21 protein-coding genes are annotated in these 23887 nt (G+C 65.7%); 10 read left to right on the top strand and 11 right to left on the bottom strand.

Annotated features, from left to right (window positions below):
- Window positions 1-2: 2 nt before the first annotated feature.
- Complete coding sequence (locus ABIE24_RS13850; protein ID WP_354500623.1) at window positions 3-551, bottom strand: COG4315 family predicted lipoprotein; 549 nt, start codon at window positions 549-551, stop codon at window positions 3-5.
- A 370-nt stretch (window positions 552-921) separates the two neighbouring features.
- Between ABIE24_RS13850 and ABIE24_RS13845 the strand changes: the two genes are divergently transcribed.
- A complete protein-coding gene (locus ABIE24_RS13845) occupies window positions 922-2574 on the top strand; it encodes a serine/threonine-protein kinase (RefSeq protein WP_354500621.1) in 1653 nt (550 codons plus the stop codon).
- Between the two features lie 65 nt (window positions 2575-2639).
- Here ABIE24_RS13845 and ABIE24_RS13840 read toward each other — a convergent pair whose 3' ends face one another.
- The 3 genes from ABIE24_RS13840 to ABIE24_RS13830 form a co-directional block, all read right to left on the bottom strand.
- Complete coding sequence (locus ABIE24_RS13840) at window positions 2640-4238, bottom strand: phenylacetate--CoA ligase family protein (protein WP_354500619.1); 1599 nt, start codon at window positions 4236-4238, stop codon at window positions 2640-2642.
- Window positions 4231-5310, bottom strand: a complete 1080-nt coding sequence (locus ABIE24_RS13835; RefSeq protein WP_354500617.1) for a hypothetical protein — start codon at window positions 5308-5310, stop codon at window positions 4231-4233. The genes ABIE24_RS13840 and ABIE24_RS13835 overlap by 8 nt, the downstream gene beginning before the upstream one ends.
- 97 nt (window positions 5311-5407) lie before the next feature.
- Window positions 5408-6355, bottom strand: a complete 948-nt coding sequence (locus ABIE24_RS13830; RefSeq protein WP_354500615.1) for a helix-turn-helix transcriptional regulator — start codon at window positions 6353-6355, stop codon at window positions 5408-5410.
- A gap of 133 nt (window positions 6356-6488) precedes the next feature.
- On the opposite strand from ABIE24_RS13830, the gene ABIE24_RS13825 reads away from it, so the two are divergent.
- Together ABIE24_RS13825 and ABIE24_RS13820 are read left to right on the top strand one after the other, a co-directional pair.
- Window positions 6489-7736, top strand: coding sequence for a multidrug effflux MFS transporter (locus tag ABIE24_RS13825; protein ID WP_354500613.1), 1248 nt, complete (start codon window positions 6489-6491; stop codon window positions 7734-7736).
- A 31-nt stretch (window positions 7737-7767) separates the two neighbouring features.
- Window positions 7768-8790 (top strand): zinc-dependent alcohol dehydrogenase family protein, encoded by a 1023-nt coding sequence (locus tag ABIE24_RS13820; protein ID WP_354500611.1) that lies wholly within the window; start codon window positions 7768-7770, stop codon window positions 8788-8790.
- A gap of 27 nt (window positions 8791-8817) precedes the next feature.
- On the opposite strand, the gene ABIE24_RS13815 is transcribed toward ABIE24_RS13820, so the two are convergent.
- Entirely contained in the window at window positions 8818-9933 is a 1116-nt protein-coding gene (locus tag ABIE24_RS13815; protein ID WP_354500609.1) for a right-handed parallel beta-helix repeat-containing protein, read from the bottom strand.
- 362 nt (window positions 9934-10295) lie between these two features.
- On the opposite strand from ABIE24_RS13815, the gene ABIE24_RS13810 reads away from it, so the two are divergent.
- The 3 genes from ABIE24_RS13810 (at window position 10296) to ABIE24_RS13800 (ending at window position 13200) form a co-directional block, all read left to right on the top strand.
- Entirely contained in the window at window positions 10296-11798 is a 1503-nt protein-coding gene (locus ABIE24_RS13810; RefSeq protein WP_354500607.1) for a DUF2252 domain-containing protein, read from the top strand.
- 134 nt (window positions 11799-11932) lie between these two features.
- Complete coding sequence (locus ABIE24_RS13805) at window positions 11933-12355, top strand: DUF1801 domain-containing protein (RefSeq protein WP_354500606.1); 423 nt, start codon at window positions 11933-11935, stop codon at window positions 12353-12355.
- A gap of 95 nt (window positions 12356-12450) precedes the next feature.
- A complete protein-coding gene (locus ABIE24_RS13800; RefSeq protein ID WP_354500604.1) occupies window positions 12451-13200 on the top strand; it encodes a hypothetical protein in 750 nt (249 codons plus the stop codon).
- Window positions 13201-13217: 17 nt separating this feature from the next.
- Here ABIE24_RS13800 and ABIE24_RS13795 read toward each other — a convergent pair whose 3' ends face one another.
- Window positions 13218-14204, bottom strand: a complete 987-nt coding sequence (locus ABIE24_RS13795; protein ID WP_354500602.1) for a LacI family DNA-binding transcriptional regulator — start codon at window positions 14202-14204, stop codon at window positions 13218-13220.
- Between the two features lie 186 nt (window positions 14205-14390).
- On the opposite strand from ABIE24_RS13795, the gene ABIE24_RS13790 reads away from it, so the two are divergent.
- The 3 genes from ABIE24_RS13790 to ABIE24_RS13780 all read left to right on the top strand — a co-directional run bounded on the left by ABIE24_RS13790 (window position 14391) and on the right by ABIE24_RS13780 (window position 17212).
- Window positions 14391-15356, top strand: coding sequence for a ribokinase (locus tag ABIE24_RS13790; protein ID WP_354500600.1), 966 nt, complete (start codon window positions 14391-14393; stop codon window positions 15354-15356).
- Complete coding sequence (locus ABIE24_RS13785; protein WP_354500598.1) at window positions 15353-15817, top strand: RpiB/LacA/LacB family sugar-phosphate isomerase; 465 nt, start codon at window positions 15353-15355, stop codon at window positions 15815-15817. Before ABIE24_RS13790 ends, ABIE24_RS13785 begins: the two co-directional genes overlap by 4 nt.
- Window positions 15818-15880: 63 nt before the next feature.
- Window positions 15881-17212, top strand: a complete 1332-nt coding sequence (locus ABIE24_RS13780; protein ID WP_354500596.1) for an MFS transporter — start codon at window positions 15881-15883, stop codon at window positions 17210-17212.
- A 76-nt stretch (window positions 17213-17288) separates the two neighbouring features.
- On the opposite strand, the gene ABIE24_RS13775 is transcribed toward ABIE24_RS13780, so the two are convergent.
- From ABIE24_RS13775 to ABIE24_RS13765, 3 genes are all read right to left on the bottom strand, one after another.
- Complete coding sequence (locus tag ABIE24_RS13775; protein ID WP_354500594.1) at window positions 17289-17999, bottom strand: hypothetical protein; 711 nt, start codon at window positions 17997-17999, stop codon at window positions 17289-17291.
- A 113-nt stretch (window positions 18000-18112) separates the two neighbouring features.
- The gene (locus ABIE24_RS13770; RefSeq protein ID WP_354500592.1) at window positions 18113-18826 is read right to left on the bottom strand and encodes a DUF2652 domain-containing protein; all 714 of its coding nucleotides are present in this window, start codon (window positions 18824-18826) and stop codon (window positions 18113-18115) included.
- A 43-nt stretch (window positions 18827-18869) separates the two neighbouring features.
- Window positions 18870-20561: an MFS transporter gene (locus tag ABIE24_RS13765; RefSeq protein WP_354500590.1), complete on the bottom strand. Its 1692-nt coding sequence runs from the start codon at window positions 20559-20561 to the stop codon at window positions 18870-18872.
- Between the two features lie 113 nt (window positions 20562-20674).
- Between ABIE24_RS13765 and ABIE24_RS13760 the strand changes: the two genes are divergently transcribed.
- Entirely contained in the window at window positions 20675-21226 is a 552-nt protein-coding gene (locus tag ABIE24_RS13760; RefSeq protein ID WP_354500588.1) for an OsmC family protein, read from the top strand.
- Between the two features lie 48 nt (window positions 21227-21274).
- Here the strand turns inward: ABIE24_RS13760 and ABIE24_RS13755 are convergent, their stop codons facing one another.
- Together ABIE24_RS13755 and ABIE24_RS13750 are read right to left on the bottom strand one after the other, a co-directional pair.
- Entirely contained in the window at window positions 21275-22675 is a 1401-nt protein-coding gene (locus tag ABIE24_RS13755; RefSeq protein WP_354500586.1) for an APC family permease, read from the bottom strand.
- 120 nt (window positions 22676-22795) lie between these two features.
- Window positions 22796-23773, bottom strand: a complete 978-nt coding sequence (locus ABIE24_RS13750) for a type II asparaginase (RefSeq protein WP_354500584.1) — start codon at window positions 23771-23773, stop codon at window positions 22796-22798.
- Window positions 23774-23887 lie beyond the last annotated feature (114 nt).

Below are 23887 nucleotides of genomic sequence, written 5' to 3'. Positions count from 1 at the left end.
GGTCAGTTCGGCCCTCCGGCGTTGGCCGGCGGCTGCGCGCTCCACGCTCCCCCGAACTCACTGCGGCCGTTGCCATTGCTCTGCCCAGGGCTGGTGTCGCCGCTGTAGTAATACACGGGATGCCCATTGAACGTGACCTGCTCGCTGCCATCCGGACGTTGGATGTTCCCGACGGATGGAGCTTCGACACCTGATCCCGGTTGCGGCTTGCCGCCCAGGCTGCGCACAGGCAACCAGGTCCGGGCGCACGCGCCAACACAGGAGGACTTGCCGGGAGGATCCGTCGAGTTGACGTACAACGAGCGTCCGGCGCCGTCGGTGAGCTTGCGCCCGAACGACGCGGGGGTAAGAGCCACAACGGCAGGCGGAGGTGCCTGCACCGACTCAGGGTCGTCTGCGGCGCCAGCGGCAATCTGGGCACTGGACGCGGCCGACACGAGCCGGGCTGCCCCGGGATCAGCGCTTGAGCGCACCGAACTGGGCACGATTACGACGGCGAGGGTGACCGCAGCGACGACCCCTCCGATGCCCCAGACCTGGAACCTTCTCATGATCCACCCATCCCTGGTGGCGTGCACAGACGACGCGTTGGAAACGCGCCAAGGTGACGTATGATCCAGAAAATCACGCGTCGCAAGCGACGTCTTCTCGCTCAGCACCGGGCACCGTGCGACAAGAGCGTTTCAGTACGCGAGAACCCTAGAAGAATGTGAGGAAAGCTCACAAGCCATCGTTTGCCCGGGCTGGTTATCGTAATCAAATCGTTACCAATCACTCTTGAGCCACCCCCATTTGGGGGTATATGGCAGCGCACCCCTGGGCTGGACGTCTCGTTCCACACCGCACGCATGAACGCAAGCCCATGAGGCAGAATCCCGGGCTGGCGTATCGTTCTGCGTAGTTTGCGAAGGAGCGCGTCCCATGAGTACTCCGTCCACCCTCGTCGCTGATCGCTACCGGCTCGTGGCGATGCTCGGCGCGGGCGGTATGGGAATCGTCTGGCACGCCTGGGACGAGCGCCTTCATCGCGATGTGGCGCTCAAGATGCTGCGCACACAACCGGAGCTGACGGATGTCGAACGCCAGCTGGCCACCGATCGGGCAATGCGGGAGGCACGGATCACGGCAGGGCTTCACCATCCCCACGCGGTTACCGTGTTCGACGTCGTCGAACACGAGGGCCAGCCCTGCATCGTCATGCAGCTCATCGAGTCGACGCCGCTGTCGACCCTGTTGCGCGAGCACGGAACACTGACGCCGGCCGAGACGGCGCGGGTCGGGGCACAGGTCAGTTCCGCACTGGCGGCGGCCCATAAGTTACGGATCGTGCATCGTGACGTCAAGCCAGGGAACATCCTCATCACGGCCGACGGCTCGGCGATGATCAGCGACTTCGGCATCTCACACGCACTCGGGGATGCGACGATAACCGCGACAGGAATGATGCACGGCACGCCCGCCTACCTCGCGCCCGAGGTCGCCCGGGGGCTGCCGACGAGCTTCGCGTCGGACGTCTTCTCGCTCGGGGCGACTCTGTACGCGATGGTGGAGGGTGAGCCTCCGTTCGGGTCGGACAAGAACGCGATCGCTCTGCTGCACAAGGTGGCGCGCGGCGAGTACCCGCAGCCCGAACACGCTGGCCCGCTTGTACCGCTGCTCAGGCAGATGCTGTCGGCGAATCCGAAACGACGGCCCAGTATGACGTCGATCGTTCAGTCCCTCTCGGCGGTGAACGACGAGACCGCCCGGGCGATCGATCAGATCACGGCCTCTCCGGCGACGACGCCGATCGACCCCACCCAACCGGTACGCAGGGTATCCGACCCTGTCGCCAGGACTGCCGCTGTCGACCGCCCCACCCGTTATGAACCGCCCACCGCAACGACGGAGCGCCTGGGAGAACCGGCCGCTCCCCCCGCCGCGCCAGTGGATCTGACACCGGCGCCTGTCCCGCCGATGAGTGCCGCAGCACCCGAGCGTCCGACCAGGCGCCGACGCAGCGCGATTGTGATTGCCGGCATCCTCGTTCTGGTGGGAGTCCTCGCCCTGTCGGCGGGGCTGCTGTTCAGCCTGCTCGGGCCGAACGCCGACGTCGACGCCGGACCGCAGGCAAACGAGACCCCGACTGCGGCGTCTCCTACCGAGTCGCCTCCGCCCGAAACTGCGACGGCGCCGCCCGCGTCGCCCCTGCCTGAGCCCCCGCCTCCCGCGACCGCAGAGCCAGAGCCGGAGCCGGAGCCGGAAACCCCCGAGGAGCGGGTCGTCGATACGGTCGCAGGCTACTACGCGATGCTCCCAGGCGACCTCGACAGCGCATGGCCCATGATGACCGCCGACTATCAGGAGAACCACGCCGGGGGCCGAGGCGGTTATGAGGGGTTCTGGCGGGAGATCGCGGATGTCGAGGTCGCTGAGGTCAGCGCTACGGCGCCGGATCGAGCGCAGGCGACGCTCACCTATCACTTCCGCGATGGGCGCGTCGTGCAGGAGGTGACGGCGTACCAGCTCGTGGACGAGGGCGGCATCCTCAAGATCGCCGCGACCGATGTGCTCAGCAGCGCTCGGCTCGAATAGCCGCGCCTGGCAGCGCGTTCAGATTCCGCTCAGAAGGGTGCCTCGTCCTGCGGCTGCGACCGGGCTCAGTCGGCGGCCGTCGGGCTCTTCTGTGCCTGGAAGGTGAGATCCAGGCCCCAGTCCTCAGGAGCCGAGGGACCCAGCTGCCAGACGTACTCATTCTTGAGTTTTACGCCGTCAGATTGGAACGGGCCGGTGCGAAGAGGATAGAACGCGACCGTGGGCAGGCTCGTGTCCGGTGACGTCAGGATCGCGTTGTTGAAGTCGCCGTTCGTTCCTCTCAAGTGCTCAAGGATGTACGTCCGGTAGGCGACCTCGTCCAGGCTGCGCTCCTGCGTGGCCCTGGCGGTGAGTTGCAGCGCGATGTGCAGTTGCCGATTTCCCTGGGCGTCTTCGAAACTGACGAGGCGGTGGTTCTCGACCGCTGCCAGGAGGTTCCGGTCGCTGCTGAGGACGTCACGGAGAGCATCCGGTGCGACGACCGCGCCGTTGAAGTCGACGGACAGGTCGCTCCTGCCGTAGTGGAAAAGTAAGGGAAGGTCGAGGAACTGTTGGCGAAGGACGTGTTCGAGGCCGAATTCCTTGAGCACGGGGTTGAGGTCACGCACGCGCATCACGTGCCCGCGATCATGGATGTTGTAGCGGATCCGCGGGTTGACGTTCTCTTTCCGCACGATGGTGACGACCAGTTCCCCGTCCTCGTTGGTTTCCATGAGGTAGTCGTACGGATTGAACTGGAAGATCATCGGGAGCACGCCGTACTCGTCCTGTTTGGTGAGCCGCGCCGACAGTTCGGGGTTCCCGGCAATCGCCTGACGGAGCTCCACCGTGTAGTCGGTCTCGATCGCCAGGTTGATCTCCAGGTCGGAGGCCCCGTAGGAGCCGAAAGCGCTGTGCGCGTATTTGGTGATGTGTGCGCGCATGTTCTCGCTGATGCCCTCGCCTCCGAATGCCGCCACGATGGCGTAGGCGTCCCAATCGATCCGGTCGTCTTCGAACAGGGCTTTCAGGAAAGGCGGGTAGCTGAGGATGATGTACGTGTAATCCGTCCCGAATTCGAGCATCGTGGCGATGACCTTGTTCCGATCCGGGCCGATGGATTTGATCATGGTGATGTCCGTGAGGGACGTCGACACGTTCATTCCTGTCGCCCACGCACCGAGCGAGAAGCAGTTGAGCACGAACGGCTGCTTCTTGAGGGTCTTCGCCGTCCGCGAGAAGCCGACCTGAAGCAGCTGCCGGGTTGCGAGGCGCTCGTCGAGGCCACGCACCCAGCTGGTGGGTGCGCCGGAACTCCCGGATGATTCATCGACGACGACACCGCGCCGCGGGAGAACACCGTTCACGCTGCGCGCGGGGATGGTCCACCGTTTGACGTAACTGTCCTTATCCATCTCCGGCAGCGCGGCGAAGGCGGCGGCAAGTGTCCTGCCCTTCAGCGAAAGTTTTCCGGCTACGCCATGTTCACGAAGGAACGCACGATACGCGGGCACGCGTTTCGCTGCCATCTCGAAGGTCCGCCAGGCCCTCCAGCGTCCTGCCGCCCACCGGAAAGGCTCGATGCCCGGCATCAGCAGGATTCGGTGGGTCGACACCCGTGGGGTGAACAATCCGATGAACCTGTCCATCAGAAAGACGAACGCGAAGATGACTGGTTTACTCAAGGAGTGGCTCCCTCGGGGACGTGGTCTCGGGCAACGGGCTGAGCAGCGTAGCGGTGGCGGGGCGCCGATGCGCAACGGGAGGGGTAGCGCTGAAGCCGAACCTGAAAAGCATCCACGCCATCCTGGTGTCGGACTCGTGTATTCCAGCCTCGCGAACGAATGCGGCGTGCGAATCGGGGTTCGTGATCACCGTGCCGAAGGGATGAAGGTACACGCCTCGCTCAGAGAAAAAGAGCCAGACCTGCATGAATGTCCGCCCGGCTTCGAGGTAGTGGGCCGGCTCGGCGAACGGGCCTTCCAACCACCCGAGCTGTCGGACGCCGCGCATGGTGCGGAGGTACACAGCCCTGATCACGTCGCCGAGAACGGGGAAGGACCAGAGAGCACGGTGCCCCATGGCAAAACGAAGCACCGGGCCCGGCATGATCATGGTTTCTGCGCTCAGCCCGTCTGACTTCGCGACTGCTTCCTTCCTGGAGAACCGCAGCCAATGCATGATCTCGGTGTAGACAGCGTCATTGCGCAGGTCGGAGAAAAGCGTCTTCTGATTGATCTGCACGAGTGTAGAGACCAGTCGCGCATCGCTCGTCGAGCGGAAATCGAAACCCTGCGCGGCCGCGATTGCCGAAGCCTCGGCCAGAACGTTCTGGTCGACGATCCTGCTGTCGTATGGCCGCCGCGATGTCTGCCTGGACTGGAAGGCAGCCAGCCGACGTTGAGCCGTGGACTCAGTCTCCTCGTCGAGAACGGTGGGCTCCAGGCGAACGGTGCCGATGAGATGCAAACGGTCGGGGGCAGCGAAATCCATGTCGGAGTGGTCGAGGGTTTCCATACTCCGATAGCCGCGGGCTGAGGCGACCACGGACAACGACTCGAGGAAGACGCCGGCACAGACGTGTCCGAACGGAATGCCGAACGATTCGGCCGGCAGCCCGAGGTCGAGGTCGTAATAGATCCGCGCCTCGGTCTCACTGATCGGCATCAGCTTGATCGGCTGGGAATTGTGCGGCGACGGATACCATCGGACGTCCTCGACGATATCGAGCCAGAGGGCCCCAGCATCCTTGCGCATGTCGTCAATCTAGGGGACGCCGGGATCGATAGCCATCGACGGAGGGCACTTCCGGCGAAAAACCCCCGGAAAGCGGGGGTTTTCGACCGGTCGGTCTTCAGTCGATGCCACGCCCCGGCGGTTTCGGGTCCCAGCGTCCTGCGCCGGACGGCGCCGCGTTGCCGGTGACGTCGATTGAGTCATCCGGGTACCGATGCTCGGCGCCCCACGAGGCGAGCAGTTTGAGCCGGTCCGCGGACGGGGATCCGGGTTCGGCGGTGTAGATCAGGAGAACGTTGCCCGGCTCCGCGGTGACGGCGAGCTCCTCATAGGCCAGGACGATCTCTCCGACGACAGGGTGCTGGAATCTCTTCGTTCCTGAGCCGTGGGTCCTCACGTTGTGAGCAGCCCAGAGGGTTCGGAAGGTGTCACTGCGCGTGGAGAGCTCGCCGACGAGATCCTGGAGTGCTTTGTCGTGGGGATCGCGCCCGGCTTCGGCTCGCATGATCCCGACACACATTTCAGCAAACAGGTCCCAGTCTGGATAGAAGTCGCGGGAGGCCGGGTCGAGGAACTGGAATCGCGCGAGGTTGGGGGTTCGGCCACCGTCGCCGATCACCAGCGAATAGAACGCTCGTCCGAGGTCGTTGACGGCGATGAGATTTTGTCGGGGGTCGCGGACGAACGCGATGCCGTCGGTGATCGATGCCAGCGCCCACTGCAGGCTCGGTCGCGGATCAGCGGGCTTGCCGGTACGGCGACGGGGGCGGCCGGAGGTCGGGATGCCGTCCGCGGCGCGGGCGAGGTCGAGCAGGTGGGCGCGTTCGGTGTCGTCCAACTGCAGCGCGCGGGAGATGGCGTCGAGCACGGATGCTGATGCTCCGGCGATCGCGCCGCGTTCGAGCTTGGCGTAGTACTCGACGCTCACTCCGGCCAGGGAGGCGACCTCCGAGCGGCGCAGGCCGGTCACGCGCCGGTTGGGTCCCGCCGAGATGCCGACGGCGACCGGAGTGACCCGGGCGCGGCGGGTCATGAGGAATTCTCGTACCTCTGCTCGGTTGTCCATACGACCAAGGGTAGATCCGCTGCCGCTCGGGAGGGATGCCCTGCCGGGGTACCTTTCGCCGCGAAGGGTCCTCTCCCAGTACACCCCTCCACAGAGACTCCCACCTCTCGATGCTCGCGCCGAGACTGGGTTCATGCCACACAGTTCAGCACCGTCACGATCAGGAATCCGCACCCTGCTGCCCACGCTTCTTCTGCTGCTGACGGTGTTCGGCCCGATTTCGATGGACCTGTACCTTCCGGCGCTTCCCGCACTCACCAGTGAGCTCGGCGCAGCGACGTCGATCGCCCAACTCACAGTCACCGCCTGCCTGATCGGCCTCGCCGCCGGCCAACTGATCGCCGGGCCCCTGTCCGACCGTTTCGGGCGACGCGCCATCCTGCTGGTCGGCATCGTTGCGTACATTGGCACCTCGACGCTGTGCGCGTTCAGCCCCACCATCGAGTTCCTGATCCTCGCCCGCTTCGTGCAGGGCCTTGCGGGCGGCGTCGGGATCGTGATCGCCCAGGCCGCCGGGCGGGATCTTTACTCCGGTGCAGCGCTGATCCGGTTCTACGGGCGTCTGACCGTCATCGGCGGATTCGCCGCGATCGTGGGCCCGCTGGTGGGTGGCCTCCTGAACACCGTCCTGGACTGGCGGGGGCTCTTCATCTTCCTCGCCGTCATCGGTGCCGGCATCCTCGTTCTCACCCTCGTCATCTTCCGCGAGACGCTCCCGGCGAAGCACCGCACCCGGGGCGGGCTCGGCCAGACCCTCAGAGACTTCCGCACGCTGATCGCCGACCGGGTGTTTCTCGGTGCGGTCCTCAACCAGGGCTTTCTGTTTGCGGCTGTCTTCGCCTACCTGGCCGGCGCCACGTACGTGCTGCAGGGCATCTACGGGCTCTCGCCCCAGGCGTACGCGGCAGCGTTCGCGCTCAACTCCGCCGGGTTCATGATCTTCGGATACCTCTCCGGCCGGTCCTCGGAGAGGTGGAGCGTCCCGGGCACCCTCAGTATCGGCATCGTTGTCGCCGGGGTCGGCGCGTCCGGCCTGCTCGCATCCGGGCTTGTGGCGATGCCGCTATGGGTGATCATCGTGTCGCTGTTCGCCCTCGCCAGCGGGGTCGCGATCTCCTCGACACCCGCAACGACGCTCGCGCTCGCCGAATACCCACGGATGGCCGGAACCGCGTCCTCGCTGCTCGGCATGGTCCGGTACGGGTTCGGCGGCATCGCCGCGCCGCTCGTCGGTCTCGCCGGGGCCACCAGCATCCTCCCGCTCGGAGCGGTCACTGTTACCGCGGTGATCTTCGCCGCAGCCGCCTTCCTCATCCTCGTCCGACCCTCCGCTGCCCAGGTCGTCACCACGACATTGTCCCTGCCTGAACCAGCGGCTTAGCCCCAATCCCCTACCGAAGGAGAACACCACCATGCGTGGAGTCACCATGTACGCACCCGGCGACATCCGGGTCGACGACCGTGAAATGCCGACGATCGTCGAACCGACGGATGCCATCATCCGCGTCACTGCGAGCTGCATCTGCGGCTCCGACCTCTGGCCGTACCGCGGCGCCGAACCTGTCGACCACCAGGCCATGGGTCACGAATACGTCGGCGTGGTCACCGACATCGGGGCCGACGTCTCGATCATTCACGTCGGCGACTTCGTCGTCGGCTCGTTCTTCGCCTCCGACAACACCTGCGAGATCTGCCAGGCCGGCTACCAGACGCACTGCATCCACCGTCAGCCCGGCGCACCCACCGGCGCGCAGGCCGAATATGCCCGCATCCCCCTCGCCGACGGTACGTTGGTCGCCACCCCGGGTCAGCCCGACGCCGACCTCATCCCGTCGCTGCTGGCGGCATCCGACGTGCTCGGAACCGGCTGGTTCGCCGCCGTCGCGGCCGAAGTCGGCCCAGGAAAAACGGTCGCCGTCGTCGGCGACGGCGCAGTGGGCCTGCTCGGTGTGCTCGCCGCCAAGGAACTCGGCGCCGAACGGGTCATCGTGATGTCGCGCCACGCCGACCGCCAGGCGCTCGCCCGCGACTTCGGCGCCACCGACATCGTCGAGGAACGCGGCGACGACGGCGTTGCGAGAATCAAGGAACTTACCGGCGGGCTCGGCGCGCACAGCACCATCGAAGCCGTCGGCACCCAGGAGTCCATCCACCAGGCCATCCAGTCCACCCGCGCAGGCGGCCACGTCGGCTACGTCGGCGTCTCCCACGACGTCACCCTCGACGGACTCGAACTCTTCTTCTCCGGCGTGCATCTGCACGGCGGCCCGGCACCGGTCCGCCGGTTCCTGCCCGAACTGATCCAGCTGATCTGGGACCGCAAGATCGACCCCGGCAAGGTTTTCGACCTCACCCTCCCGATCGACCGGGCCGCCGAAGGGTATACGGCGATGGATGAGCGCCGCGCGATCAAGGTCCTGCTCACCAACGACTGACCGGCCCGCGTCGAGGGTGCGACAACCTCACTTCCTCGTGCAGACCACGCCGACGCATTGACCGAGGGCGTTACCGAAGGCGACGTTTCCGCCGAGATCCACGGCTCCCGGGGCGTAGATCCCGTATCCGCCGTTGTTTTTGGCGGTGTTGTCGCCGACCGCGAGGCCGGGGAGGTCGGTCAGGATACCCGTTCCTGAGTTCTTCATCAGGACGTTGCCGACGGCACGGGAACCGTCAGCCGTCGGCACCGGCTCGCCGGGGAATGGTGCTGAACGGGTGAACTCGACTCCGACGTCGTTGTGCTTGAAGGTGTTGTCCTCGACGATCATCGGAACGTTCCCTCGAAGGACGACGCCGCTTCGCGTGAACGTGTTGCCCACGATCTCGGATGTTCCGTCTGACCCGATATTCGAGCTGACGTCCCCGAGGACACCATTGGCCATGTTCGTGAACTTGTTGTCGGTGAGGGTCACTCCACCCCAGAAGCCGGTGATCGGTTGCGCATAGTTCTTGACCGTGCTGTTCGTGATGGTGAGGACCGTTTCGCTGACGTAGCCGACGGCGCTCGTTCCCTTGCCGTCAAGGCGGGACGAATCGATGTTCACCTGGCCCTGGGCGGTCGAACTCACGGAACTCTGGATGAGTGTCGAATCGGTGATGATTGCGGTCGCGTAGAACACGTCGACGGGCGATCGTGTCAGCGTGGATTGTGAAATCGCGAGGTCGCCGCCGAGCTGGCCACTGATCGGCGAATCAACCGCTGTGACGCGCGTCACCTGCATCGGCATATTGCCTACGTAGTGGCTGAGGGGTGCCCCGAGAAGGACGACGTCGGAGACGATGTACGGCACATGGTTCGGGTTCTGCTCCTGCAGGAGGATTCCGGTTCCCCAGTTCTCGATGGTGCCGTTGCGGATGGTGTTGCCCCCTTCGGACAGGAATTCGGTCTGCACTCCCACCCCGGATCCGCTGCCGGTGAGGCTATGGCCGCCGAGGTCCAGAGTGACATTCGAGCCAAGAATGAGGCCATCGCCGGAAGGGCAGTGGAGGTCCGCAGTCAGGGTCACGTCCGTTGTCACCGTGCTGCCGCAGGTCAGAACGGGCGCCGCTGCAGCCGGGCTCGCCCCCAGAGTGACTGTCACCAGTAAGGCCGGAAGGATGCCGGACGCAAGCGCCCGGTGGGTGACCGTCCCGGGTGCACTGTGTTCTGTGGTCGGAGTGAGTGGCATGGTGCTTCCCCTTAGAGAGAGGCCGCGCGCCGGCGAAAAGTGGCCTCACGTCGGCGGGCGCGGTTGGCGTCAACGGACCGGATGGTCTTGAGGCAAGGGAGCCGGAATTCCTGGAGGCTGTCCTCGCGTTGATCGTGGCGAACCCCTCATCGGCTGTCAAGGGGCTCGAGCAGCTGACCGGGTCACCCTTCGAGGATGAAGTCGTCGTTGTGCCGTTGACCCGGCCTCGCGTGACGGGAAGAATCAGCGGCGACAGGGCAAGGGATCGAGCACAGATGAAGAACGACCGGACCGAGCACCGCTCAGCGGCCAGACGCTCGAGCACAGGCGGCGACTCTCCCACCATCGCAGCACCGCTGTCCGCACACGCCGAGTGGGAACCCTCCGCCGACCGACCGGACCCGGTCGATCTGCTGGTTGAGCAGAATGTCCCTCGCGAACCCGACCTCGTACCCCTGCGGCACGGACGGATGATGGCTTCACCGTTCACGTTCTATCGTGGAGCAGCACGGATCATGGCGACCGACCTGGCCAGCACGCAGACCGCCGGCCTGGACGTCCAACTCTGCGGAGACGCACACTTGTCGAACTTCGGCGGATTCGGCTCGCCGGAACGCCAGCTGGTGTTCGATCTCAACGATTTCGACGAAACACTGCCCGGCCCGTTCGAGTACGACGTGAAGCGCATGGCGACCAGCTTCACCATCGCCGCCCGCCATAACCTGTTCTCGCCCTCCGTCGCGGAGGCGGTCACCCGGGAATCGGTGAATGCGTACCGCGCTGCGATGGCAGCGTTCGCAGAGATGGTCACCCTCGATGTCTGGTACGCCCACCTGTCCGACCAGGACTTTCAACGCACGCTGCTCGACGCCCGGCTGGCGACGATCCCGGCTGGCAAGTCCGGCAAGAAGAAGCCTGCCAAGGGCAAGGACACGAAAAGGTCGGCGGCCGCGAACCCCGCGAAAGACGAGATCGACCGGGCCATCAAGGTCACGAACAAGGCGATCAAGAAAGCACGCGGGCGCGACAGCCTTCAGGCGCTGACCCAATACACCGAGCTCGTGGGCGGGAATCGCCGGATCGTGAGTTCACCACCCCTTGTCGTGCCTCAGCGCGAGCTCAGCGGTGCCTGGGGGTTGTCTGCGGAAGCCATCCGCCAGGTCGTGAGAGACCAATTCGAGGCTTACAAGGCGACGCTGAGCGCCGATCGCCGTCAGCTGCTGGACCGGTTCACCATCGTCGACACAGCCCGCAAAGTTGTGGGGGTGGGCAGCGTGGGGACCCGCGCTTTCATGGTCTTGCTGCAGGGCCGTGATGCCGGCGACCCGCTTTTCCTCCAGGTCAAAGAGGCCAACCGGTCGGTGCTCGAAGACCACCTGCCGAAAAGCCAATACGAGAACCGGGGGCAGCGCGTGGTGGAGGGGCAGCGTCTGACCCAGTCAGTGTCAGACATCTTTCTCGGCTGGACGAAGGGAATCGAAGACGACCGCTTCTATTACTGGCGCCAACTGCGAGACATGAAAGTGTCGGCGCAGGTCGACCGGATGACTCCCTTCGGGATGTCCGTCTATGCCCGGATGTGCGGGTGGACACTTGCGCACGCTCACGCACGGTCCGGAGACCCGGCAGCGATCGCAGACTATCTGGGAGACGACGACGCGTTCGACGACGCCGTCGTTGCGTTCGCCGAACACTATGCCGACCAGAACGACCGCGACTATGACGCCTTCGTACGTGCCGTGGCGTCCGGCAGGATAGAGGCGCAACGCGGCGTCTAGCCCTGCCAGAACGGTGAGGAGCTGGTCGACACGGCCGCGGTTGGCGCCTTCGAGGCCGACCCGGAACAGGGGGGCTCTCGGCGGAACCGAGCCGCAGTACGCTGGTCTATCCCTCATGATCGTCAGGAGATTCCATGGCAACGAAGCAGCCTGCAATGTCACCGTCCGACCTTCCGGTCGAGGAGGTGCTTGAGCGAGCTACGGGTCCTCGGCGCGCCGAGGCCGACGAGCTGCTCGCGCTCTTCACTGAGGTCAGCGGCGAGCAGCCTGTGGTGTGGGCGGGCCGCATCCTCGGGTTCGGAGAGTTCGAGTACCGCTACGAGAGTGGGCGCGAGGGACGCTCTCCCCTGCTCGCTTTCGCGTCGGGGCCCAGACAGCACACGATCTACCTCCCCGACGGCTTCGCCCAGCGGTGGCCCGATCTTCTGGACGGCCTCGGCAACTACCGGGCGAGCAAGGTCTGCCTCTACCTCACGAGGTTGACGGACGTGGACCGCGGCGCGCTACGGACGCTGCTGGAGCGCTCGCTCGCCGCAACGCGGTCGCAGGCGGCCTGAGCCAGCGCCACCGCAACACCGCCCTATCCTCCGGTCGTCGTCGGCGGTAAAATTTCGGTACCCGGGTCCGGCCGGGCGTCGTTCCAGGAGGCGCAATGTCCAGAAAACCGGTACACGCGAGAGCACACCGTGACCGGACGACAGCGAGGCGAGTAGCCGTTTCGTCGGCCGCGGGCCTGGCCGTGCTGGCCTTTCTCCTGGTCGTGGGCTCGCCGGCATCTGCGGCTCCTGCTCTGCACCTCAGCTTCAACGGTCGACTCGCCACCGGGATTTGGACGACGTGCCCCGAGTTGCACCTGGGCGACACCTGCCTCGACACCGTCATCATCGCCTCCGACGCGAAGACCTACGAGAACAGCGACCAGCCCGGGGGCGGGCATTTCGTGCGCGACAGCGGCGACCATGTCATCCTGCAGAGGTTCTGGTACGAGGTGCGCCTGGTCGAGGACGAGCTGACGCCGGTCCCGACGATGGAAAGCTTCGGCGGTACGGATGTCGGCGTGGACGTGGGGATTCACAACCGGCTCACCGCCGCGACGGCAACAGCCACGAGCATCCCGATGAACACGACCGACTATCTGACCGGTGAAAGCTTCACGGAGACGGTCTCGGTGGACGTCACGTGGGAGCCCACGAGCGATCTCACCGTGATCAGGGATCGGGACCGGTTCTCGAGCGTCGACATCTTCCTCATGAACAGCACCACGGGCTGGTCTCGGGATGCCGTCGCGTCGGGTCTCGTCGCAGGCGAACCCATCCCCGGCTCCTCGACGGAGGACACCATGCTGGTCTCTGCTCGGCAAGCGGAACTGACCGTGGTGAAAGGCGCCCCGAACGGCGGCTGATCCACCGCCGGAAGAGGTCAGGCTCCCGAGCGGTCGATGAATGTAGTGGCGATCCGCTGAGACGCGACCGGCCGGCCGGCCATCAGCTCGAGCAATCCGACGACCCCGAGCCTGCCGATGGCCGCGGCATCATGTCTCACCGCGCTGATCGCCGGGGACACGAACTCGAACCATTCGAGGTCATCGAATGACACGACCTCGATGTGTGAGGCCGCTGACGCCCCGAGTTCCTGTCGCAGCGCCCGCACCGCACCGAGCGTGGTCGGTCCGTTGGCGCCGAACACGGCGGTCGGGCGCACTCCCCGGTCGAGGATGCGCGTCATGGCGCGCTCCGCGCCGTCGGCGAGGAAGTCGCCGGCGTCGATGAAGGCGGGGTCAGTGCTGATGCCGTGCGATGCTCGGCCCGCGAGGTACGCCGCCTCGCGCTCGGCGCCGGTCGAGATCGTGGTCGGTCCTCCGACGAAGGCGACGTCCGTGTGCCCTCTTTTCTGCAGCCAGTCGAGAACGAGGCCGACGCCCTGGCTGTTGTCGGTGGCGAAGTACGGTGCGTCCACGCCCTCGACGAGACGGTTCAGCAGCACCACCGGAAGTCCTGACCGGAGCAGCGAGATGAGTTGCGGTGAAGCGGGGCCCTGTGGCGCCAGCAGCAGACCGTCGATGCGCTGCGAGGCGAAAATGCGCAGGTACTCGTCAGCCTGGGTCGCGTCCTCGTTCGCGTTGGCAAGGAGCACCGTGTAACCGAGCCGCATCGCCTCCCGCTCCGCCGCGTGCGCGAGCTCGGAGAAGAACGGGTTGCGAATGTCGGAGACGAGGAGACCGAGCACCTTGGTGCGCGCACTGCGCAGGGATCGCGCCGGCCCGTTGGCGATGTAGTTCAACTCGGCGGCGGCCGCCTGCACCTTCGTTCGCGACTTGAGTGACGTGTTGCCGTCGCCACTGAGCACGCGCGAGGCGGTACCGAGGGATACCCCCGCTCGCACTGCGACGTCTTTGATCGTCGGCATCCGTTCACCTCCGCTGGAAACGTTTCATCAGTTTCCTGCACTCGAGGCCGCCGCGCAAATCCCCGGGTTGAAATTCGTGCCGATAGAGAACTTGCGTTTTTGGAACTCTTAGGCAATATTGGAAACGTTCCCAATTGGAAACGTTTCCACTCTCGGAGGATCAATGTCGACCGTCAAGGACGTCACATGAACGCGCCCCGCCGCGTCTTCGTCGTCGGAAGCGTGAACCGCGACATTCTCGTTCGCGCACCACGGCATCCGTCGCCTGGAGAAACGGTGACAGGCAGCCGCCTGGACACCGGACTCGGCGGCAAGGGACTCAACCAGGCGGTCGCTGCAGTGCGTGCCGGGGCAACCGTCATCATGGTTGGGGCGGTCGGCGACGACGAAGCCGGTGTCGCGGCGCGGGATCAGCTGAAGGCTGACGGCATAGACATCGACCGGATGCTCGTCCGCGACGGCGTACACACCGGATACGCCGTCGTGACGGTCGACGACACGGGCGAGAACTCGATCGTGGTCGTCCCCGGCGCGAATGGCACGGTCACCGCCGAGAACGTGCGAAGCCTCCTCACCGATCTCGGCGCGACCGACATCGTCGTCCTGCAGAACGAACTCCCGCCAGCCGCAGGCACCGCCGCGGCACAACGGGCCCGGTCGGCTGGAGCCACCGTCGTCTGGAACGCGGCTCCCGCACCGACATCCCTCGACAGCATGCCCGACGCGATCGATGTTCTCATCGTTAACGAGCACGAGCTCCTCTGCGTGGCCGGACTGCTCGGTATCGGTGTGGAGGCCCGTGACGAACTCATCGGCGCGGTCGGCCGACGGCTCGATGCCGTTGTCGTCTGCACGCTGGGCGGGAACGGCTCGATCGTTGTGGACGGCGCCCGCAGCGAGAGCGTTCCCGCCGCGGTGGTCGACGTCGTTGACACCACAGCCGCCGGTGACACATTCATCGGGTACCTCGCGAGCGACCTTCCGTTCGATGGCATCACCGCCGCACATCTGCGCGTCGCCGGGGCGGCCGCGGGCCTCACGGTGACCCGCCCGGGCGCATCGGACTCAATCCCCCACCGCCGCGACGTCGACCAGTTCGCTGGTCCCGTCGCGAGCGGCACCGCCATCAATACCTCCTGGAGCGAAGAATGAAGGTTTCCCTCGGGGCCGACCACGCCGGTTTTCCCTACAAACAACTCGTGCACGACGCCATCACGGCGCTCGGCCACGAGGTCATCGACTGCGGCACGCACAGTACCGACCCGGTCGACTTCCCGGACATCACGGCTGCGACCTGCATCCCGGTGCTGGACGGGCGGGCCGACCGGGCGATCCTCGTCTGTGGCACCGGCGCCGGCGCGATCATGGCCGCCAACAAGATCCGGGGCATCCGCTGCGGGCTCGCGAACGAGCCGTACTCCGCGCATCAGTCGGTGGAGCACGACGACGCGAACGCCATCGCACTCGGCGCCTGGCTCGCTCCACGCGCATTCGTGGCCGAGATCGTCGCGAGCTTTCTCAACGCGACCTTCGATGACGACGAGGACACACGCCGCCGGGTCGCCAAGCTGAACGCCCTCGACGACCGCACTGTTCCGCTCGTTCTGACCTGACCTGACCCACCCACACCGAAACTGCCGAGCGCGTTCGCGCCGGTACGATCAAAGGAGATCCACATGACAAATACTGTCGCCACCCCACCTCGGAAGTCGCTTCGCGGCTCGCCAGACCGACTGAAGACGTCCATCGCAGCCGGCATTGGAACGAGTGTTGAGAACTACGACTTCATCGCCTACGGGACCGCATCCGCCCTGTATTTCGGAGCCGTCTTCTTCCCGGAGGAAGATCGCTTCATCGGCACCCTCCTGAGCTTCGCCACTCTGGCCGTCGGCTTCCTCATGCGCCCGCTCGGCGGCGCGATCGGTGGTTACATGGCTGACCGGTTCGGACGCAAGCCCGTTCTCGTCGCTGCCATGATCGTCATGGGAGGGGCAACTTTCTGTATCGGCATCCTCCCGACCTACGCCACCGTCGGCGTCATCGCGCCGATCCTTCTCGTGCTCATCCGGATGATCCAGGGGCTCGCCTTCGGAGCGGAATGGGGCGGGGCCATCACGATGGCCTACGAACACGCACCGGCAAACCGTCGCGGAATGTACGCCGCCATCCCCCAGGCCGGCAACCCGCTCGGAATCGCCATGGCCAGCGCAATGTTCGTCTTCAGCGCCGGGCTCGAGGGCGACTGGCAGTGGCGCACGCCGTTCCTGCTCAGCGCGGTGCTCGTGATCGCGGCCCTGTTCGTGCGGTCACGACTCAGCGAATCGCCCGAGTTCGAGGACGCCAAGGTATCCGGCGAGCTCGTGAAGAACCCGTTCCTGACGGCGTGGCGCAACGACTGGAAGAGCATCCTCCGGGTCGTCTCGCTCCGCATCGTCGAGTCCTTCACCTACTACTCGACCGCCACCTACCTGCTGAACTACATGTCGGAGCGCTTCCCCGACATCCGGCCGCTCGCGCTCGGTGCGATCACAGCCGCAAGCCTCCTGGCCATCTTCGTCACGTTCACCGCAGGTGCGCTGAGCGACAAGGTCGGCCGCAAGCCGCTGTACATCGCCGGATGCCTCGCCGCGATGGCGTTCGCCTTCCCGATGTACCTGCTCACCAACGACGCCGTACCGGCACTCGTGGTGCTCACGTTCATCCTCGGAATCGGTATCATCCACGCCACCCTCACCGGTGTGCAGGGCTCGCTCCTGACCGAACAGTTCGGGACGACCACTCGCACGTCAGGTGCCTCGATGGGCTACCAGATCGCCGCATCGGTCGGCGGATTCGCTCCGCTCATCGCGGCACTGATGGTGGGTGCGGTCGGTTGGCCTGGCGCCTCGTTCGTCGTCCTTCTCGCCGCCACCATCGGCCTCATCGGCATCCTCACCACGCGTGAGACCTGGGGCAAGGCGGAGCGTCGACGCGTGGCCGAACTGCTCGCCGAAGAGGACGCACGCTAGCGGCTCGTTGACAAACGACTCGTGGGAGGCCGGTTCTGTACCGGCCTCCCACGAGTCTTTTGCAATGCGGCGAGGTCTACCCTTGCGGCCAGAGGGTGTCGTACACCGGCTGCGTAGCCGAGTCGATGGAAAGTTGTGTCCCGGCCCACCAGGTGGTGACGACGAGTCCGTCGCGGACGTACACCTCTTCGGAGATCGTCCAGGTGACGGGGTCCGGCACGGGGGACGACGGGTCCTCCTCGAACGATTCGCTGTACCGGCAGAGGGTGGCGTTCTCGCCGCCTGCCGCGCAGGTGAAGCCGCTTTCAGTCGCCGCGGCGATCAGGCCGATTTCCTCGTCAGGTGTGATCGAGTTCACCGCGGTGTGGATGCCGCCTTCGGTCGGTCCGCCCCATTGGCATTTGATGCCGGGCAGGGTTTCGCGGATCGTTTCGACCGGCTCGAATCGGGACACGCTGCCGTCGACACCGGGGTGGTTCAGGTCCATGGCTCCGAAGGTGTCGAGAAACTCCGGAGTGTAGATTTCCAGGCAGTCGTCGGGCAGCGCGACCGCGCCGTCTGTCGGCGTAGGCTCCGGTGTGACTGACGGCGTCGGAGTCGAGGACGGGGTCGACGACGGTGTGGCGACCGGCGAGGGTTCAGCCGTTACCTGCGGTTCCGGTATCGCCTTCGCCTGGTTCACGAAAACGAAGGCGGCGGCGCCGAGCGCCAGCATGATTGCGACGGCGATCACCGCACCCCAGATGAGGTTCCGTCTGCGCTTGGTGGTCGGCATGTTCTGGGTCATTCGGTGTCCTTCGCTCGATCCGAGGCTAGCGGGTCGATGTGCCTTTCGCGTCCGCCTCTGGAATGACATGCCGGAGCGACATCCGGCATGTCAGCCGCGACTGAGAACGCCGCCTAGCGCGACGCCACGCGGCGTGATCGCCGCAGGCCGAGCATGTAGGGCATGCCCAGGCCCGCGGCCGCAGCCGTCCTCCCGAGGCGTCCACGCCAGGTCGGCGCGGGCAGAGGCGGCAGCGAGCCGTCGAGGTCACCGACGTCGACGAAGTATGCGCGGACGGTTCCGATCCCCTCGAGCTCTGGCGCGACCTCGTGCACGGCTGCTGTCATCGATGTCCCTCTAATGCCGTACAGCTCCTCGGAGAGGAGGACGTACTCGGGGATCGTCACCGGGTTCTTGAGCAGCCGGTGGACGAGAATGACGTCGATACCCACGAGTTTGTGCCGCTGCCTGATGGTCTGGGTGGCCACGTCGCCGATGTGCGCCACGAACTTCAGCTTCAGGTTGCCCGCCTCTTTGCAGCCAGCGCACGGACAGAGGTTCATCGCGACGTTCTGCCGTTCGAGGTGGAAGGCTCGATGCATTGACACCGCGACCCGGAGGATGTCCCGAACGGTGGTCTCGGCCTCCCCTGCGTCTGCCTCACGCGAGAGGAAAGCCGCATCGCCTTCGACCTCGATGAGATCGAAGCCGGGAGCCGCATCGATCATCTTGTCGAGCATCCGAGCGGTGTTGACCTCGGCGTGCGCGAGACTCATCCGATGGGAACTCATGTAGTCGGTGTAGCCACCGATGTCCGCGATCAGCAGGACCGCACGCCCGGATTTCATGTCCTAGGGTCCCACTGGAGCCGAGGTTCCACAACCGGCACGCTCACGATGGCGCCGGCGGGCCTCCGGACGGATCGTCCGGCCGGTAACGGCCCAGCATGTCGTCGACGACGGCCTCCGCCTCGCGAGCGCTCAGCGAGTACCCGAGAACGACGGAGAGGAACCGCCCCGAGTCCAACGCCTGCAGCCGGAGCTCGCTCCTGCCCACCACGGTAGCGGTTCGCCGGGTACGGCGGAGCAACGCGATCTCCCCGAACCCCTCCCCCGGACCCAGGGTTGCGATGACTCGCCCGTCGCCCAACACGTCGGCTTCGCCCGACTCGATCAGGTAGTACCGGTAGCCGAGGTCTCCCTGCCTGAACACCACCTCTCCTTCGGCCACAGTGATCGCGTTCAGTCCCCGGGCGAGTTGCTCGACCGCAGGCAGCGGAAGGGCACGGAACATGGCTACCCGCTGGAGCAGAACGGCACCCAGGTCGCGCGTGACCACGGACCGGTCGAGAGTTCGCAATCGCCGCCATGACGCAGCCGCGAGGACCGGGCACACCAGCCCGATCCACACGAGCGCCGCCTGGACGCCGACCCACCCCACCATCACCGATGCAACGATGGCTCCGAGTCCGATGAACACCGTGACCAGGCTCTCGAGCACCCCGAAGACGCGTGCCAGGACCTCGTCGGGTGCCATTCGGCCGATCAGCGTGAATCCTGCGACGTCGATGAGGGCATTCCCCACGCCGACGAAAGCCAGAAGGCCGAGTGCTGCTGACTCCTGGGGAACGAGTCCAACGAGAGCGATCGGAAGGCCCCACAATCCGACCCCCACGGCGAACCACGCTCCGAGCCGACCGGTGCCGACGAGGAGGGAGGCTGCGAGTGATCCGAGAACGGCGCCGACCCCGACCGCAGCCATCAGGGCGCCGACGCCCGGCTCGCCGGTGCCCAACAACTCGATAGCCACCACCACGGAGAGGACCGTGAGCGCGCCCCGGGTGAGCGCCTGTGCCGCGGCGAGACCGAGGATGAGCGTCAGGTCACGATTCTGCGTGACCGCCCGAATCCCCTCCGCTGCCTCGCCGAACAGGTTGGACCGGCTGGGCGCTGGAGGGCGTGGAGGCGCGTCGTACCGGAGCCGCACCAGCAGTCCGGCGGCCCAGAAGGAGGAAGCGGCTGCCACCGCGAAGACGACATCGACACCGGTGAACTGGAGCAGGACAGCCGCCAGCAAGGGTCCCACCAGCGTGGCCGCGGAGTCGAGCAGCCCCCTGACCACGTTGGCGCTGGCGAGTTCATACCCGGTGTGGCACAGCGAAGGCAGGAGCGCGGAATGGGCCGGGCGGTACAGGGTGGCGGCGATCGTCGACAACACCGCGAGCGCGTAGATGACCATCGGCGGGCCCGCCACCGCCGCGACCACGGCGGCCGCGGCGGTCGCGAGTCCCCGTGCGGTGGATACGAGGATGAGAACCCTCTCTCGGCGTCCCCGGTCAGCGAGAGGGGACAGCAGCGGGGCGAGGATGGCGGACGGAACCATGCGGAGCAGCCCGACGAGGCCGAGCGCGGCGGCGCCGCCGTCCCGGTACGCAACGATGCCGAGCGCAACGGTGAAGGCCCACTCGGCGGTCCAGGCGCCGAGGAAGCTGAGCTGGGCCCGGCGGAGGTTGGGGTTGCGCGCGTTGCTCGAGAAGGCGGCGGCCGCCTGGCCGAGCCTGCTCTGGCTCCGATCGGCGCCCATGAGGAGATTGTAGGGTGCACAATGCGATTGATGTAGCTCCGGAGGCTCCCGTTGCGTTACGTCACATGACAGGCCCGGCCAATACCACTGGCCGGGCGTATACCTTCGTCACCATGACAATCACCGACACCTCTTCGACCACGAACGACACCGCCGAGCGCGGTCGCCGCCTCACCGAGGCCGGCACCGCGTGGAACGGCCGCATCGCCGCCGATCGCACCGCCGCCCACCTTCAGTACCGCGTTCGCGGCACAGGAGAAGGAGCAGTCGCGAGCCGCATCACCGCCGGGAAGCACGAATTCGTCATCGATGAGCCAGCCGCCCTCGCGGGCGACGACCTTGCGGCAAGCCCTGTCGAGATCGCTCTCGGTGCACTCATCTCCTGCCAGATCGTCGTCTTCCGTCTCTATGCCCACGCTCTCGGCATCCCGTTCGACGAGATCGATGTGACGGCGGAGGGTGACCTCGATGCCGCGCGCCTTTTCGGCGTGGACCCAGACGTGCGCCCCGGCTTCACCGCTGTCCGACTCACCGTCGAACTCACCGGGCCGGAATCCGAAGAACGCTACCAGCAGCTCCGCGACGTCGTCGACGCGCACTGCCCGGTACTCGACCTCTTCGCGAACGCCACCCCGGTCGTCACCGCAGTACGGAAGGCCGGCTGAGAGGCCACTGTTCGTGCGGCCTGGTCTCGTGCCTGATCCTTCGAGGCCTCACGCACGGCTCCGTCGCCAGCCGGTGTAGATGCGCTCGGCGATCCACAACACGACGCCGATCGCCAGGAGCACGAGTGCAATTCCGTACTGCCCGGCAGCTCGCCCGGATGTCAACGGGAACACCAGGTACAGGCACGTGATCGCGCCGATGACCGGCAGCACGACTGGGGTGTGGAAGTGCTTGTGGTCGACCGGTTGTCGCCGCAACACCAGCACCGCCACGTTGACGACAGCGAACACGGTGAGCAGAAGAAGCGACGTGGTGCCGCCCAGGAGGGCGACGATGGAGCCTTCGGCGTCGAGGGAGACGTAGGCGATGAGACCTACCGCCAGCGCGCTCGTGAAAAGGATCGCCGCCCAGGGCGTCTGGCGCTTCGGAGCGACGCGTGAGAGGAAGGGCGGAAGAACCTGCTGCCGGCTCATGCCGTAGAGCAGGCGGCTCGCCATCATCATGTTGATCAGCGCCGTGTTTGCAACCGCGAACATGGAAATGAATGGCAACAGGTCGTTGATCGGGAAGCCAGGCGCTGCGGTCTCGACCGCCGTCACGAGCGGTGTCTCGCTGCCAACGAGCTCTCCGATGGGCACGAGGGCGACCACAGTGATCGACACCAGCACGTAGATCACCGCCGCGATGCCGAGGCCGCTCAGCATCATCTTCGGAAAGATGCGGCTCGGATCTTTCGTTTCCTCCGCCATGTTGACCGAGTCCTCGAAGCCGACCATGGCGAAAAACGCCAGGGACGTGGCGGTGCTCACCGCAAGCAGCACGCCTTTGTCTTCGGGCGTGTCGAACGCCACGACGCGGGACCAGTCCGCGTTGCCGCCGGCGATCGCCCACATTCCGATGAGGATCACGAGAAGTAGACCCGACAGTTCCACGAGCGTCAGGAAGACGTTGAGCCAGACGCTCTCGGAGACGCCGCGGAGATTGACGAGCATGATGAGCACGATGAACGCGAGTGCGATGAGCATCGTCGTCAGGGTATCGCCCGGGATGTCGAAGGCGACGAGAAGGTTCGCCGCAAACGCACGCGAGGCGGTGGATGCGGACGTGATGCCGGAGGACATCACGATGAAGCACACGATGAATGTGAAGAAGTGGATGCCGAAGGCCTTGTGCGTGTACAGCGCCGCGCCTGCTGCCTGCGGGTATTTCGTCACCAGCTCCAGGTAGGAGAACGCAGTCACAGTCGCCACCGCGAACGCGAGGAGGAACGGAAGCCAGGCGGCCCCTCCCACTTCCGCGGCCACCTGGCCCGTGAGCGCGTAGATCCCCGTGCCGAGGATGTCGCCGACGATGAACAGGAGCAGGAGTCCGGGCCCGAGCACCCGTTTGAGTTCAGGCTGCTCCGGCTCGGCGGTTTTGACGACCTGCGTCCAGGACGGATCACTCATGTCATGCCCTCTTCGTCGAACGACAGTGTTCTCGGTGGCCCAGACGACCACATCTGTCTGGCCACCTCAACCCTATTGCGGGGCCGGAGCCCGATCCAGAGGCATTGTCAGGGGATAGCTTTAGTAGCGGTAGAACGCGTCCTGAATAAGACCGCGATCGAGACCCCGCACCAGGCAGAGCTGGAGGAGCACTCGGCTCTTCTGCGGATTGAGCTGATCCGACGCCACGAGCCCTAACCCGTCATCATCCATTTCGATGTTGCGTCCGACATCGCCGCTTCCGACGCGCGAACTGCGGACAACGATCACGCCATCGCTGGCGACATCCGCGAGGGTTTGCGCCACTTCACTGGAGACGTTTCCGTTCCCCACCCCCGCGATGACGATTCCCCGGGCACCGAGAGAAGCACTCGCACGCACCAGGTCGGCCGGCATGTTGGCGTGTGCGTACAGGATGTCCACACGAGGCAGGACGACCTCGCCTTCCACGGTGAATTCGGAGTCGGCGGTGTGTGGACGCGTGGGATAGCGGAAATAGCGAAGGCGGCCGTAGCTTGCGGTCCCCACCAGTCCGGCGTCAGGAGAAACGAACGTCTGCACGTCGGTCGTGCTGGACTTCGTGACGTCGCGCGCGCTATGAAGATCGTCATTGATTGCGATGATCGCGCCTCGGCCTCCGGCCCGTGGATCCGCCGCCACACTCACCGCGTTGAACAGGTTCAGCGGACCATCCGCGCTCAACGCAGTGGCAGGACGCATCGACCCGGTGAGCACGACCGGGCGCTGGGACTTGACGACCAAATGGAGAAAGAACCCCGTCTCCTCGGCGGTATCCGTACCGTGCGTGATGACGATACCGTCGGCCTCGTCCGCTGAGAACAGCCCGTTGACTCTCGCGGCGAGCTTGAGCCACAGCTGGTCACTCATGTCCTGACTGCCCACTTCGGAAAACTGTTCACCCGTCAGGGCGGCCACGCTCCGAAGGCCGGGCACGGCATCGACCAATGCGGTGAACCCCAATACGCCCGCGTCGTATCCCGGATCGACCGGCGACGGAGCCGAGCCCGCTATCGTTCCGCCCGTCGCAAGGATGTGCACTCTGGCCATCTGAAACTCCGTTCACACCGCGGGCTCAAGCTCCCGCAGTCTTCGCAGACGGACACGGCGGAAGGTCGCACCATTCTCGAGCCCGGTCCGTCGAAATGGGAACCC

Origin of the sequence: Mycetocola sp. 2940, assembly GCF_040548835.1 — a bacterium.
GTDB lineage: Bacteria > Actinomycetota > Actinomycetes > Actinomycetales > Microbacteriaceae > Mycetocola_A.
Note: the sequence above shows the minus strand (reverse complement) of the source record. Positions and strands in the feature narration are given on the sequence as shown.